Here is a 14,705-nt window from a genome sequence, read left to right on the forward strand (position 1 = left end):
TTAGTAAGTACGAATCTTCGGCGGGAATGCCGGGCGCAGTTTCGGTTCCATATTGACGCTACGACGCGTCATGGATTCCGTCTCTGGCAGATACAGGGAATGGCACAGCCAGTTTTCATCATCACGGTCCGGGAAGTCGAAGCGGCTATGCGCGCCACGGCTTTCGGTACGGAAGTTGGCGGATACCGCAGTTGCGTAAGCCGTTTCCATCAGGTTGTCCAGCTCCAGACACTCGACGCGCTGGGTGTTGAACTCGCTGGAGGTGTCATCCAGACGGGCGTTTTTCAGACGCTCGCGGATCACCTTCAGTTGCTCAAGCCCTTTCGCCATCGCGTCGCCTTCACGGAATACCGAGAAGTTGTGCTGCATACATTCCTGCAACGCTTTACGGATAACCACCGGATCTTCGCCGTCACGGTTGTTGTTCCAGCGGTTGAGACGTTCCAGAGAGGCCTCAATGTCAGACTCGCTGGCGTCACGCAGCGCGCCCTGCTCGGCGATGGACTCCTGCAAATGCAGACCGGCCGCACGTCCGAAGACCACCAGGTCAAGCAGCGAGTTGCCGCCCAGACGGTTAGCGCCATGTACGGATACGCAGGCGATCTCACCCACCGCGAACAGGCCAGGAATCACCACGTCTTCACCCTGCTCGTTCACGGTCAGCGCCTGACCGGTCACTTTGGTCGGGATACCGCCCATCATGTAGTGACAGGTTGGAATAACCGGGATCGGCTCTTTAACCGGGTCAACGTGCGCAAAGGTACGGGACAATTCGAGGATACCCGGCAGACGGGATTCGAGCACTTCTTTACCCAAATGGTCGAGCTTCAGTTTCGCGTGCGGCCCCCACGGGCCGTCGCAGCCGCGACCTTCACGGATTTCGATCATAATAGAACGCGCGACCACGTCACGACCGGCCAGGTCCTTCGCGTTCGGGGCATAGCGCTCCATAAAGCGCTCGCCATGTTTATTCAGCAGATAACCGCCTTCACCACGGCAGCCTTCTGTCACCAGCACGCCCGCGCCCGCAATGCCGGTCGGGTGGAACTGCCACATTTCCATATCCTGCACCGGAACACCGGCACGCAGCGCCATACCCACGCCGTCGCCGGTGTTGATATGAGCGTTAGTGGTGGACTGGTAAATACGGCCTGCGCCGCCGGTCGCCAGCACGGTTGCGCGCGCTTTGAAGTAGACCACTTCGCCGGTTTCGATACACAGCGCGGTACACCCCACTACCGCGCCATCCTGGTTTTTCACCAGATCCAGCGCATACCATTCAGAAAAAATGGTGGTGTGGTTTTTCAGATTCTGCTGGTACAGCGTGTGCAACAGCGCGTGACCGGTACGGTCAGCCGCTGCTGCGGTACGCGCCGCCTGTTCGCCGCCGAAGTTTTTCGACTGGCCGCCGAACGGACGCTGATAGATACGGCCATCGTCAAGACGGGAGAAAGGCAGCCCCATGTGCTCCAGTTCCAGAATCGCTTCCGGGCCGGTTTTGCACATATATTCAATCGCGTCCTGGTCGCCGATGTAGTCCGACCCTTTTACGGTATCGTACATGTGCCATTCCCAGTTATCTTCATGGGTATTACCGAGCGCCACGGTGATGCCACCTTGTGCGGATACGGTATGGGAACGGGTTGGGAAGACTTTGGAGAGCAGCGCACAGGTCTGGCCGCTCTGGGAAATTTGCAGCGCTGCGCGCATACCTGCGCCGCCTGCGCCAATAACAACAGCATCAAATTCTCTGACTGGCAGTTTCATTACACACCCCACACCACAACAAATCCATAAATGACGTAAACCACCAGCGCAACAACGATTGCCAGCTGTAGCACAAGGCGCAGGGCCAGAGGTTTAACGTAGTCGGTCAACACCTGCCACATGCCGATCCAGGCATGAATCAAGATGGAGAAAAGTGCCAGCAGGGTGAAGACTTTGGTGAATGCCGATGAGAAGAAACCGCTCCAGACATCAAAGGTCAGCTCGCCGCTTATTGCGAAAAAGCCCACCATATAAACGATGTAGAGGGTCAGAACGATAGCGGTAGCACGGACCAGGATGAAGTCATGTACGCCATTGCGTCCTAATGCGGAGGCGTTGCTTACCATACGAGGACTCCTGCGAGAAGTGAAAGCACGACAGTGATAACAAAAGAGATTTTGGCTGAGCGTTTACCCGCTTCGAATGTTTCTTCCAGATAGCCAAAATCCATCATCATGTGACGAATACCGACCACGACGTGATACGCCAGCGCGGTGAGGATGCCCCACATAATAAATTTAATAAAGAAGCTCCCCATGATGGCGGATGCCTGCTGGAATCCTTCAGGGGAAGAGAGGCTGGTGCCCAATAACCACAACAGAATCCCGACCGCCACGAAGGTGATCACTCCAGAAACGCGATGGAGAATGGACGCTATCGCCGTGATTGGGAACCGGATCGTTGTCAGATCCAGATTGACAGGTCTTTGTTTTTTCACATTTCTTATCATGAATAACGCCCACATGCTGTTCTTATTATTCCCTTTGGACTTCGGGTACAGAGGGTGAATCTACCTGTAGCCAGAAAGACGACGGGATTTCCTTCCTCCGGTCTGCTTGCGGGTCAGACAGCGTCCTTTCTATAACTGCGCGTCATGTAAAACACTGCTTCCAGTTGCTAAAACGACACGTTACAACGCTGGGTGGCTCGGGATTGCAGGGTATTCCGGAGACCTGGCGGCAGTATAGGACGTTCACAAAATCATTACAATTAACCTACATATAGTTTGTCGGGTTTTATCCCGAACAGTGACATAGGTCACGATAACAACATTTATTTAATTTTTAATCATCTGATTTGACAAACATTAAACAAAGTTGTTACAAACAACACCAGAAAAGGCATATAATGCGCAAAAGTTATGGGGTCACTCTTTCACCTGCTAATAAGTTATGTAACAGTGTGGCGGTATTGACCAATTTATTCAGGACAGTTATTAGTGATAGTCAGGTTTAATAATTCGGATTGCTAAGTTGTTGATTTGTTGCTAATTCGCCATAAGTTAACTGTTTTTACCTGCAAGCGCCCATTGCTCTGTACCCTGGTTTTCTCCTCTTTCGCAGAGCGGCGAGCCAAATAACAAACTGGTAACGGTTGATTTATGTAACGAAGCAAATCTCACTGAGTAGTCTTAAGCAATAAGGCGCTAAGGAGACCGTAAATGGCTGATACAAAAGCAAAACTCACCCTAAATGGTGACTCTGCTATTGAACTGGATGTGCTAAAGGGCACACTCGGTCAAGACGTTATTGATATTCGTAGTCTCGGCTCAAAGGGGATGTTCACTTTTGATCCAGGTTTCACCTCTACCGCATCCTGCGAATCCAAAATCACCTTCATCGACGGCGACGAAGGCATTCTGTTACATCGCGGCTTCCCGATTGACCAACTGGCTACCGAGTCTAACTATCTGGAAGTATGTTACATCCTGCTGTACGGCGAGAAACCGACCCAGGCAGAGTACGACGAGTTCAAAACCACCGTCACACGCCATACCATGATCCATGAGCAGATTACCCGTCTGTTCCACGGTTTTCGCCGCGACTCGCATCCGATGGCCGTTATGTGCGGCGTCACCGGCGCGCTGGCTGCGTTCTACCACGACTCGATGGATGTGAATAATCCGCGTCATCGTGAAATCGCCGCGTTCCGCCTGCTGTCCAAAATGCCGACAATGGCGGCAATGTGTTACAAGTATTCTATCGGTCAACCGTTCGTCTACCCGCGCAACGACCTCTCCTATTCCGGCAACTTCCTGAACATGATGTTCTCCACACCGTGCGAAAACTATGAAGTTAACCCGGTGCTGGAACGCGCAATGGACAGGATTCTGATTCTTCACGCCGATCACGAACAGAACGCATCGACGTCAACCGTCCGTACCGCAGGCTCCTCCGGCGCGAACCCGTTCGCCTGCATCGCGGCGGGCATTGCCTCCCTGTGGGGACCGGCGCATGGCGGCGCGAACGAAGCGGCGCTGAAAATGCTGGTAGAAATCAGCTCTGTTAAACACATCCCGGAATTTATTCGCCGGGCAAAAGACAAGAATGATTCTTTCCGCCTGATGGGCTTCGGTCACCGTGTTTACAAAAACTATGACCCGCGCGCTACCGTCATGCGTGAAACCTGCCACGAAGTTCTGAAAGAGCTGGGCACCAAAGATGACCTGCTGGAAGTCGCGATGGAGCTGGAACACATCGCGCTGAACGACCCGTACTTTATCGAGAAGAAACTCTACCCGAACGTAGACTTCTACTCCGGCATCATTCTGAAAGCGATGGGCATTCCGTCCTCCATGTTCACCGTGATCTTCGCGATGGCGCGTACCGTGGGCTGGATTGCACACTGGAACGAAATGCACAGCGAAGGCATGAAAATCGCCCGTCCGCGTCAGCTGTACACCGGCTACGAAAAGCGCGATTTCAAGTCTGATATTAAGCGTTAATCATCCTGGCCATCGGGTAACACCGGTGGCCTTTATTATTTACTGAAACTCTGGCAACAATATTCATCTTGCCAATATAACCTTTATTACTCCAGTCACTCCCAATATATTACCGCCGAAAAAATAGCTATTTCCTTTCACATAGCATCAATAGCTAATGCATTATTTGACCTTTAAAACCATTAGATCTTTAATCCGACACAATTGGATGCAGGTAAAGGCTAAATGGAATGGGCGATATTATTTACCTGAGAATCACAGGTGAGGAACAAGGAAACATTTCGGCGGGATGTGGAACATATTCGTCAACAGGTAATCGCTGGCAAAAAGGGCATGAAGACGAGATCTTCGTATTTTCGCTATTCAGCGCATTGAGTAATACAGGAAGAGGTATTAACCTTCAGGGACTCAGATTCAGCAAATTAATCGATAAAAGCACCCCGCTATTTTGTAATGCAATCACTAATAATGAAAGACTGTTCATTGAAATTGATTTCTGGCGAATAAACAGAACGGGCCGATGGGAACGCTATTATTATATTCAACTAAGAAATGCTTCTGTAAGAAGTATTCAAACGCATGTGGCCCTTAATGAGCTGGATACCGAAGAGATTGCGGTATCATATGATTATATTCTTTGCAAACACCTCATCGCCAATACCGAATTTGACTACCTGGCATTTCCCGCTGAATATAACCACTTGTTTATGCCGCAGCGCCCTCAACCGGTAAGTTCCCCCAGACCAGCGGCAATAAAAATCACGCCCCCCAGCCAACACCTCCCAAAAATCACACCGGTCTATGCTAAATCCTGCCTGAAAGCGAAAGGATGTACGGACGCCGGGAACACAGAAGAACCGGCAAAAAACTTCGGCCAGATGGCGATCTTTGCACAATCTTCAGTCGATGATTGTTGCGGATATACACAGTCCGCTGAAGCCTCAGCCATACCGCTGGCTCTGGGCGGACTGGCGCAGGTGTGGGGAGAGTGGCCGCTTAGCGGTACGCTCAGTGCGACAAGAGCGATACCTTATGTGGGAGCCCTGGCTTCCGCTCTGTATATTTCGTCCGCTGGCGAAGGCAGCGCGCGCGTTCCCGGGCGTGATGAATACTGGTACGAAGAGACCCTCAGACAGAAAGCGCTAACCGGAAGTACCGCCACCACCCGGGTACGCTTTTTCTGGGGTACCGACACTCACGGCGCACCGCAGGTCTATGGCGTACATACAGGGGAAGGTACCCCTTATGAAAACGTCCGCGTCGCGAACATGGTGTGGAATGATGAACATCATCTCTATGAATTTACGCCTGCTCACGACATAGACGGGCCGTTAATCACCTGGACACCGGAAAACCCCGTGACTGGTGATTTACCTAATCACACCGGAAGCAATGTTCCACCGCTTGATCAGCCAACCATTCTGGTGACACCAATCCCGGATGGCAAAAATGAGTACACCACGCCCCCGTTCCCGGTGCCGGATGCCGCCGATTTTAACGATTATATTCTGGTCTTTCCGACCGATTCAGGCATTCAGCCGATATATGTTTATCTTCGTGAAGATCCGCGCAAACAACCCGGCACGGCAACCGGTTACGGCGAAATTTTACCCGAAAATAGTCGTTGGCTTGAGGCCGCCAGTTCTGGGCTGGGAGCGCCGATACCTGCACAGGTGGCAGATAAGCTGCGAGGAAGAACGTTTCGCAACTTTGACCATTTCAGAGAAGAATTCTGGCTTGCGGTGTCGGAATGCCCTGAGCTTATGAAGGATTTTAAACCATCCAACCAAACCCTGATAAGAATGGGGTTAGCACCATATCCTATTCCTTCAGAGCAGGTAGGCGGCAGAACGACTTTTGAACTTCATCACTTAGAAGAAATCCAGCATGGCGGAGAAGTGTTTAATATGGATAATATAAACATTACCACTCCTCGCTTACATACAGGAATACATAAAAATGCTAATAGATAATGGAAAAAAAATAAGTGATTACACTGAGTCAGAGTTCATTGCTCTACTATCTAACTTTTTTGAGAATAAACATGGGTTAAATGCCAGGGATTTTGGTAAATTTATCGATGACCTACAACTACATGTAGTCAAAGTCACCCAGCACCCACTTGGTAATGGACTGATTTTTAATACACCAAATGATATTGAATGTTCACCCTTGGGAATATTTAAGGAAATAAAAAAGTGGAGAGCATCTCATGGCTTAGAGTTATTTAAAGATTCTAAATGATATATATATCAAGAGATATTATAATGTTCAAAAACTGCCTGAAAGATTACACTGAGTCTGAAATTTTGGCGTTTTTAAATGAGTTTTTTGAAAACTCTAAGGACCTTAAAGGTAATGAAGCTAACGAAATGGAAACTAATTATATTATTTTTGAGGAAGTCTATCACATTGAAAATATGAAGAATATTTACGATGAGTTATCTACTATAGATTTTACCAAAACAGTATCAGAGGAGGCTATTCGACTAGATGAAGATTTGTTTCAACTAACCCAAAATAATGGTATTGCCATAGACATCGGCTGGTATCCCTCACTTGACGAGAAAGGTGAGTTTCTTATCCAGGTTATATCGGATGGCGATTGGGATCACCCTATGATAAAAACATCCTCAGGATGGGATAAGAATGAGTTAATTGAAAAGTTAAACATAGTTTTAGAACAGTTACCTTTTTCTCTTAAAAGTTGAATAACCATTTAGAAAACAAATAATATCACTCTGCAAAGCATCTTATTATAAAGGTGAACATATGATTCATTTTAAACAAAAACTCGAAGACTACACTGAATCCGAATTCATAAAATTCCTGAATGAATTTTTTGAAAACCCTGGCAATCTGAAAGGAAGAGAATTTGAATCTCACTCTAATAGGCTAGTCAAACACTTCGATAAAATCGTGGATCATCCTGAAGGGAATGGTTTGATTTTTTATCCCCCGGATGACAGGGAGGACAGCCCACAAGGCATCATTGAAGAAATTAAAAGATGGCGTAAATCCCAGGGGCTTCCACTATTTAAGGATTCTAACAATGCCTCTACCTGAACGAATGAGACCAGCTAAAGTCAGTAGCAACAAGATCAAAGAACTGTCAAATAAAGCCTGGCAGATACTTGCAAAAATCGATGAAGGTGTAAATGAAGAAGACTCTGCGTTAAAGGTAATGATTGATGAATGGAATAGTCAGGTAGTATGTCCCTGTACATTTTCAGATTTCAGAGACTTTTCCTCCTGGACTAGCGCTATAGAATTTACCCGTATCGCTTTTAACCAGGTGCAACAGTACGCAGATTTTACATGGGATGAATTGATTCAAACAATTGACACTGTGTGTCATGCCAAAGATAAGGAGTCCGAACAAGATTTTGCTCTTTCGTTGCTCGAAAAAAATTTTGACGGTCATCCATCCGATCTTATTTTTTGGCCGAATGAATGGTTCCAGAATCCAGATATGTTGCATGTTGAGTTGACTACTGAAGAGATCGCGGGATATTTAATGGCCCGATCCGGTAGGCATTTAGCCGATGCACCAACAATAGAGCTAAAGTATCCGATTCCATTAGCCGACTCTCAATAAGAGTGAAACCATCTTCTTTACGATCTTAACACGTTACGTTTAAACTGTGGGCATCTTTAAAGTCCGTTCTTCGCTCGTGGCAGACCGTCAGTACACCTGACGGCTCCTGTCCCGGATATAGGTTTAGCCCGCTTTTATTGACGCCTGATATTTTTTTCAGCGTACTTTTTCTCTATGCTGTATCGATACACTTGATTGGATATCGCCAGGGAGCACAGGATGCCGGTTTTGCAGTGGGGTTTGTTGTTCCTGCTATCACTCCTTCTTTCGCTGGCTTTTCTCTGCATCCACCTTCCGGCGGCGCTGCTGCTCGGCCCGATGATTGCCGGTATCGCATTCAGTCTGAAAGGCATTACGCTGCAACTCCCCCGCTCCACTTTTCTCGCAGCGCAGGCCATTCTCGGCTGCATGATTGCGCAAAACCTTACTGGTTCGATTCTCACCACGCTGGCGGTGAACTGGCCGGTGGTGTTAGCCATTCTGCTGGTGACGCTGCTCTCCAGCGCGGTGGTCGGCTGGCTGCTGGTGCGCTACAGCTCACTGCCGGGCAATACCGGCGCATGGGGTTCCTCCCCCGGCGGCGCGGCGGCAATGGTGGCGATGGCGCAGGACTACGGCGCGGATATCCGCCTGGTGGCGTTTATGCAGTACCTGCGGGTACTGTTTGTCGCAGGCGCCGCCGTGCTGGTCACGCGGCTGATCCTCGGCGACAGCGCAGAAGCGGTCAGCCAGCAGATTGAGTGGTTCCCGCCGCTGAGCGGCAATCTGTGGAGCACGCTGCTGCTGGCTGCGGTTGCAGGCTTCGCCGGGCGCATATTGCGCATTCCTTCCGGTACTATGCTGGCGCCGATGATCGTCGGCGCATGGCTTCATGCAGGCGGCATGATCGTGATTGAACTGCCGGAATGGCTGCTGGCGATTGCGTATATGGCCATTGGCTGGCGCATCGGATTAGGGTTCGACAGGCAGGTCTTTTTTATGGCGCTGCGTCCGCTGCCGCAGATTCTGGCCTCCATCTTTGCCCTGATGGCGATTTGCGCGGCGATGGCCTGGGGACTCGCCCACTACATGCAGATTGATTTTATCACCGCCTGGCTTGCCACCAGCCCCGGCGGGCTGGATACCGTGGCGGTGATCGCCGCCGGTAGCAACGCCGACATGGCGCTGATTATGGCGATGCAAACCCTGCGGCTGTTCAGCATTTTGTTGACCGGGCCTGCGGTTGCCCGTTTTATTTCAACCTATGCGCCGAAACAGCCGCAGGCATAAAATGTTTAATTTAAATTATATTTAAACCCAACCCTGATCTGGTATTCGTTTTTGGTGTCATCGCCATCTTTATATTCATCCAGATAACCTAATTCAAAGAAGGGATAAAAACGTGGCGTTGCATGGAAGTTAAAAACAAAATTATGTTGCAGCGTATGGTTTTTACCATTCGCATATTCAAATTTATCGCCATGCGTTTTACTGTAATATGTCGGATTATATTGCACCCAAAAATCTGGCGTAAAATATTTGGTCAGATAAATATCAACGCGATGTTCCGAAGAGTCATCCCAGTCGCCCTGTAGCGTCTGGCTGTCGTGATTTTGATGATTATAGCGATAGCGTAAAACGGCACCCAGCGTTGGGTCAAAGTGATAACCAATGCCGAGGTAAGGATCGATACGCGAACCGGCGGACTCCCAATGAAAGACAACCCCAGGTTCAAGCCAGAAGTCGCTCTCGCCCAGCGGGAACGGCTTGTTAAACTCCGCTTCTTCGTAGCTGCTTTTCCACTGTTCCATATTTTTACCGAGATCGGAGTCCGTCTCAAAACTCCAGTACATTCGGGCGAAAATACTGTTCGGGTCCTGCACCACGCCTGTCAGCATCAGTCGTTGTAAAAAACGCTCGCTGGCCGTGCGATACTGTGTGCGTGGCGCAAAATAAACCGTCGTAAACGGTTTTTCTTTTGCCTGTGGCGCCGTCGTTGAATGACTGTTATTGTCCGCAAAAACGCTGGCGGAAGGCATGACCAGTGCAGCCGCTAATAGGGCTGTATTCATATTCTTACTTTGCATTATATTTTCCTTGCAGAAACAGAGATAAAATCTCCCCCTGCTAACTGAATAGCATTATTATTTAACAGGAGGAGTGGGATATTACCAGTAACTATTCCAGCATGACGTTGCGCGGGTAATGGCCTCCATCAGGAAATAATCACCCCAGGCACAGCATTCATTCACGCCGACGTTACCTTTAAAATAATAAACAGAATGTTTTAATAATCCTTCGCCTTCTTTGTGCTCCAGATTGAGATAGCCGTCGAGCATCCGCTCAATCATTCGCAATGCCAGCGCCTCATAACTTTCACGATCGGGATGAGTCGCCGGAAGCTGTTTTACCAGCTCCAGCAAGGCGCAGGCGAGAATCGCGCTGGCAGAACTGTCTCTTTCGCTGTTGGGATCGGTCAGCGCCAGATCCCAGTAACAGACCAGGTCTTCCGGCAAACGGTTAATAAAATAGTTTGCCAGCGTCTGGCTCAATTCCAGCAGTTTCTCATCCCCGGTATAGAGGTAGTTCAGCAGAAAGCCATACACGCCCCATGCCTGCCCACGCGACCAGCAGGAATCGTCGGAGAACCCCTGATGGGTATTGCCAAAGCGTGGCTCACCGGTGTGAACATCCATATAGTACGTGTGAAACGTCGAGCCGTCCTCGCGCACAATATAGCGTCGCGCCTGCTCAATATGGCTTTTCGCCGCCTGTGCATAGTGCGGGTCGCCCGTTGTCGCGCTGGCCTGATACAACAACGGCAGATTCATATTGCAGTCAATGATCATCCTCCCCTGCTGCTCCGGGTTATCCAGCTCGCCCCACGCCTGAATAATGCCGCACTTGTCGTGATAGCGCTCCATCAACACTTCTGCCGCCTGCTGGGCGATATATATTGCCTCCCGGTTATCGGTCAATTTGCTGGCAGCCACGCAGGAAAGGCTGTACAGAAACCCGAGGTCATGGTGGTTAGTGTGGTCGCGCTTTGCGATACGTTCGCCAAAGGAGCGGACATGCTGCCCGGCTAACGCGCGATATGCGGCATTCCCTGTCCACTCCCATGCCAGCCACAGTTGCCCGGTCCAGAAACTGGTCGTCCACTCCTGATTATCGATAATCGGATAGATACCGTTTTTACATGCCGCGTCGGGAAAACGCTGGCCGAAATAAGCGCTGTTACGATCAACAGCCTTCAAAATCACCGGCAACGCATGACGAATTTTCTGCGCGATAGCAGCGCGCTCGCCGCGCTGTAGCGCAACAGGGACAATCGTTTCTTTACGGATAGTTGCAGACATAATTCTCTCGTTTTCTTTACTTTAATGAATGGCTTCTTGCCCGTGGGCAGGGATGGCGGTGTTTTTTTTATGCTGATAGCAGGGAGATAGCGTGATGGCGGAGATCCCGGTAAATATCAGCGCGATGATGCCCATAATCAGATAGGTGTGTTCAAAACCGATCTTCTGGTAGGCATACCCTGCAGGCGGCGCCACCACGATAGAGCCGACGTAAATCATGGCCTGATAACCCAGCAGATACATCGTGGCGTTGACGCGCTTGTCGAAGTGTTCGGCGATATATTTGAAAACCGAGACCAGAATCAGCGCAATTTCAATTCCATACAGCGGTTTCACCAGGCAGATAATCAGCGGATCGTTAGTTAACCCGGAGATAATCAAACGCAGGCTGATCACCAGCCCTGTCAGGAGCATCCCCTGCTTGGCGCCGATGCGGTTAATGATGGCGGGCACCAGCATCATGCCGAAGAACTCGGCGGCGGACTGCGCGGTGCTCATATAGCCAAACATGGCGTTTCCTTCCTCTTTGGTACTGAAGAAGGTGACGAAATAGCGAGAGAATTGCTGCTCGGCAATAAACATCATCCATGCCACACCCGCGATATACAGGGAGAAGGTCCAGAACTTTTTATTACGCAGCAGTTGGAACACATCGCCAATGACAATCTTCTCTTTCGACAGAACGTTGTTTTCTTCCTGACCAAAGTGATCGACCTTCAGCGTCAGCAGCACCGCAAACATGCACAGCGCGGAAACGGTGCTGATAACAAAGTTGATTTTGGGGGAGATATTGTAGAGATAGCCGGAAAACGACGACGCCGTCGCCCAGCCCAGCGCCGCCCACATGCGGATGCGGCCAAACTCCATGTCATACAGACGGCTGAAACGGTCAACATACGACTCTTCTGCCGCCACGCCCGCATACCAGCCGAGGCTGAAAAACAGCGCGCCGACAATCATTCCGCTGACAAAATGGGTTTGCAGCAGCGGCAGATAGCACCAGATGTAAAACGGCGCCATCAGTGCCGAAACAATACAGACAAAATAGAGCAGGTGTTTTTTCATGCCCATTTTGTCCATGATGTAGCCGTAAACGGGTTTGATAATCACCGCAAAAACGCCGTTAACGGCAAACACCGTGCCGATTTCCACGCCATCCAGCCCGGCTTTATCCCCCAGCCAGATAGCATACAGGCCAAAACTGGCCGCCCAGGTAAAGGTAAACAGAAATACAAACAGACTCAGCTTGATGTAAGCCGAACGTGTCGACTGAACAGGGTTCATCATTATTTTCTCCGCATCAGCGTCAATTATTTTATTTCCAGCGTTTTCGAGTTCAGCGTCAGCACCTGATTGACACGATCGAATGCCATGATTACCGGCGGCGGCAGCGTCGGAGACATCGTGGCGTTAACGCTACAGGCCAGCCAGTGAGTGCCCGGCGTGAGCGTCGTGCCGAGACAGGGGATCTCTCCAGGAGAGGCATACAGAATGTTGCTGTTCGGCGGGGTGGTGACGACCAGCGGCTGGCGTTCAGCCAGCAAATCCTCGATCTGACACACGCCGGAAGTGGTACTGAGAGTCAGCCCGTTTTTTGCCATTCGGGTCGTCGTCAGATGATGGCGATTCAGTGCGAATCCGCCTTCCACGCAGTCGAGCGTGCGTGGGGTTACAACGCGATGTAGCCGGAGATGCCCCTGCTCATGCGGAATAAGCCAGGTGGTGACGCTGACATCCGGCCAGGGGCGCCAGACGCTTCGAAGCCACGCTGGCGTCATCTCCACCGCATCACACTCGCGACGCCCGCGCCAGTAGCCGTCCTGCTCGCTGAACATCAGCATCGAGTCACAGGCAGCATGGTTCAGACCATACACGCCGCGTTCAAGGGTGAAACCAAAGTGGCTGGAATAGGCGAACTTGCAGTATTTGGCGTCGAAATTGACGAAGTTATTGCGATCGTACTGCCCGGACATCAGCATCCAGACGTGATGGTTATCCTCCGCATGAACAATAAACTGCCCGGCTTCCGCTATCGGGTGAACCGTCTCCAGCGCGGGCAATGGCGCGGGTTCCGCCTGCCAGAACGCACTCTCTTGCGGCAGCGCCAGAATCAGCAATGCCTTACATGCCCAGTACGGCGAACCGGGGCTGTTGTAATCTTCGGTCATCACCAGATTCGGGTATGTGTACCCCAGCGTGAACAAACCATCCGGGCCGATAAACGGTTGGCTCATCCACCAGTCGATATGCCGCAGGATCAGCCCTTTGATAACCGGTACGCTAAACACATCCAGCCCGGTATATGCCACCGCGCTCCAGAATGCGACCTGTACGAAGCGATAAGTCAGGCTACGGCCAAAGGGGATCGCATTGCCGTCACCGGTAAAGTAATGGATATAATCTTTCGCGAACTGACGCGCGCGCTGACGATAGCGCAGGCAACGTTCGGGATCAGCATCCTGCATAAAGTGGCTGTACAGCAGGCTGTAAAAGTGAAACCCGCTGGAGATGTAGTAGTCGCGCGGCTTACCGGCGCCATCGGCGTACCAGCCGTTGCCAAGCCAGAACGGTTCAATGGCATTCAGATGCTTATCAATCACCATCATGTCGTAATGCCGCCCGACGCACTTAAGCCCCACCTGCACCAGCACCGGGAAGAAATGCCAGTTGTTATCGGGGATCTGAATGTCGGCGCTCTGGCGTAACCAGCGCTCCAGATTGTTTTGCTCGTCGATGGAGAGCGCTGACCAAAGCCCCGTTCCCGGTAACGCCAGCGCCAGGCCAAACGCCGCCATTTCGACGCATCGCTGATCGTTATCCGCCAGGGAGCCCCAGTAGTCAGGATGTTCGGGATCGCAGCCGTGACGAATACCGTCGATAAACGTCTCGCGAAAATCATCGGCTTCGCCACCGCTCAGTAACGGCGCCAGCAGCCACAACAGACGAGAGAAACCCTCCATTCCGGCGACATCCGCCGGATAGTGTGCAGACGTTTCTCCGGCGTCCAGACGCGTGTTTCCTCGCCTCAAATGGGGGACGGCTGACGCCAGCCATTGTTGCGCCAGTCCGACGTATTCTTGCCTTATTCGCATAATGAAACCTCGTTTCATTTGATAAATGTTGGACGCATAATAAGGATTCAGACGGACAGACAAATGTGATAATTGTCGTATTTTCGGACAACGTCGGTGATGAATAACAACATTCATCCTCTTTTAGTGACAAAAATTCGATTAGAGTGATAAAAATTTAAGTTTATTCACATTGCGGGAGGGGC

At 50.6% G+C, this 14,705-nt stretch carries 15 protein-coding genes; 8 read left to right on the top strand and 7 right to left on the bottom strand.

The features are described 5' to 3' along the window. The 3 genes from sdhA to sdhC are packed head-to-tail and all read right to left on the bottom strand — an operon-like array spanning position 1 to position 2,512. Positions 1-1,767 carry a succinate dehydrogenase flavoprotein subunit gene (gene sdhA, locus CKO_RS10300; RefSeq protein WP_012133277.1) on the bottom strand — a complete coding sequence of 589 codons (1,767 nt, stop codon included), beginning with the start codon at positions 1,765-1,767 and terminating at the stop codon, positions 1-3. Next, a complete protein-coding gene (gene sdhD / locus CKO_RS10305) occupies positions 1,767-2,114 on the bottom strand; it encodes a succinate dehydrogenase membrane anchor subunit (protein ID WP_012133278.1) in 348 nt (115 codons plus the stop codon). The genes sdhA and sdhD overlap by 1 nt, the downstream gene beginning before the upstream one ends. After that, positions 2,108-2,512 carry a succinate dehydrogenase cytochrome b556 subunit gene (gene sdhC, locus CKO_RS10310; RefSeq protein ID WP_012133279.1) on the bottom strand — a complete coding sequence of 135 codons (405 nt, stop codon included), beginning with the start codon at positions 2,510-2,512 and terminating at the stop codon, positions 2,108-2,110. The genes sdhD and sdhC overlap by 7 nt, the downstream gene beginning before the upstream one ends. A gap of 383 nt (positions 2,513-2,895) precedes the next feature. Here sdhC and CKO_RS23800 point away from each other — a divergent pair, with 383 nt between their 5' ends. From CKO_RS23800 to CKO_RS10350, 8 genes are all read left to right on the top strand, one after another. Beyond that, positions 2,896-3,003 carry a hypothetical protein gene (locus CKO_RS23800; RefSeq protein ID WP_418222314.1) on the top strand — a complete coding sequence of 36 codons (108 nt, stop codon included), beginning with the start codon at positions 2,896-2,898 and terminating at the stop codon, positions 3,001-3,003. Positions 3,004-3,208: 205 nt separating this feature from the next. Beyond that, entirely contained in the window at positions 3,209-4,492 is a 1,284-nt protein-coding gene (locus CKO_RS10320) for a citrate synthase (RefSeq protein ID WP_012133280.1), read from the top strand. Positions 4,493-4,722: 230 nt separating this feature from the next. Next, complete coding sequence (gene tssD, locus CKO_RS10325; RefSeq protein WP_012133281.1) at positions 4,723-6,465, top strand: type VI secretion system tube protein TssD; 1,743 nt, start codon at positions 4,723-4,725, stop codon at positions 6,463-6,465. Continuing rightward, on the top strand, positions 6,452-6,736 hold the full coding sequence (locus CKO_RS10330; RefSeq protein ID WP_012133282.1) for a bacteriocin immunity protein: 285 nt from the start codon (positions 6,452-6,454) through the stop codon (positions 6,734-6,736). The genes tssD and CKO_RS10330 overlap by 14 nt, the downstream gene beginning before the upstream one ends. A gap of 23 nt (positions 6,737-6,759) precedes the next feature. Beyond that, complete coding sequence (locus tag CKO_RS10335) at positions 6,760-7,203, top strand: bacteriocin immunity protein (RefSeq protein ID WP_232626237.1); 444 nt, start codon at positions 6,760-6,762, stop codon at positions 7,201-7,203. Positions 7,204-7,264: 61 nt separating this feature from the next. After that, entirely contained in the window at positions 7,265-7,558 is a 294-nt protein-coding gene (locus CKO_RS10340) for a bacteriocin immunity protein (RefSeq protein WP_012133284.1), read from the top strand. After that, positions 7,545-8,090, top strand: a complete 546-nt coding sequence (locus CKO_RS10345; RefSeq protein ID WP_024130529.1) for a hypothetical protein — start codon at positions 7,545-7,547, stop codon at positions 8,088-8,090. The genes CKO_RS10340 and CKO_RS10345 overlap by 14 nt, the downstream gene beginning before the upstream one ends. Positions 8,091-8,309: 219 nt before the next feature. Beyond that, positions 8,310-9,359 (top strand): AbrB family transcriptional regulator, encoded by a 1,050-nt coding sequence (locus CKO_RS10350; protein WP_012133286.1) that lies wholly within the window; start codon positions 8,310-8,312, stop codon positions 9,357-9,359. A 5-nt stretch (positions 9,360-9,364) separates the two neighbouring features. On the opposite strand, the gene CKO_RS10355 is transcribed toward CKO_RS10350, so the two are convergent. From CKO_RS10355 to CKO_RS10370, 4 genes are all read right to left on the bottom strand, one after another. After that, positions 9,365-10,156: an oligogalacturonate-specific porin KdgM family protein gene (locus CKO_RS10355; RefSeq protein WP_012133287.1), complete on the bottom strand. Its 792-nt coding sequence runs from the start codon at positions 10,154-10,156 to the stop codon at positions 9,365-9,367. 81 nt (positions 10,157-10,237) lie between these two features. Then, positions 10,238-11,428, bottom strand: coding sequence for a glycoside hydrolase family 88 protein (locus CKO_RS10360; protein ID WP_012133288.1), 1,191 nt, complete (start codon positions 11,426-11,428; stop codon positions 10,238-10,240). Between the two features lie 21 nt (positions 11,429-11,449). Further along, a complete protein-coding gene (locus CKO_RS10365) occupies positions 11,450-12,715 on the bottom strand; it encodes an oligosaccharide MFS transporter (protein ID WP_012133289.1) in 1,266 nt (421 codons plus the stop codon). A 23-nt stretch (positions 12,716-12,738) separates the two neighbouring features. Beyond that, a complete protein-coding gene (locus tag CKO_RS10370) occupies positions 12,739-14,520 on the bottom strand; it encodes a DUF2264 domain-containing protein (protein ID WP_024130531.1) in 1,782 nt (593 codons plus the stop codon). Between the last annotated feature and the right edge of the window lie 185 nt (positions 14,521-14,705).

The organism is Citrobacter koseri ATCC BAA-895 (genome assembly GCF_000018045.1).
GTDB classification, from domain to species: Bacteria; Pseudomonadota; Gammaproteobacteria; order Enterobacterales; family Enterobacteriaceae; genus Citrobacter_B; species Citrobacter_B koseri.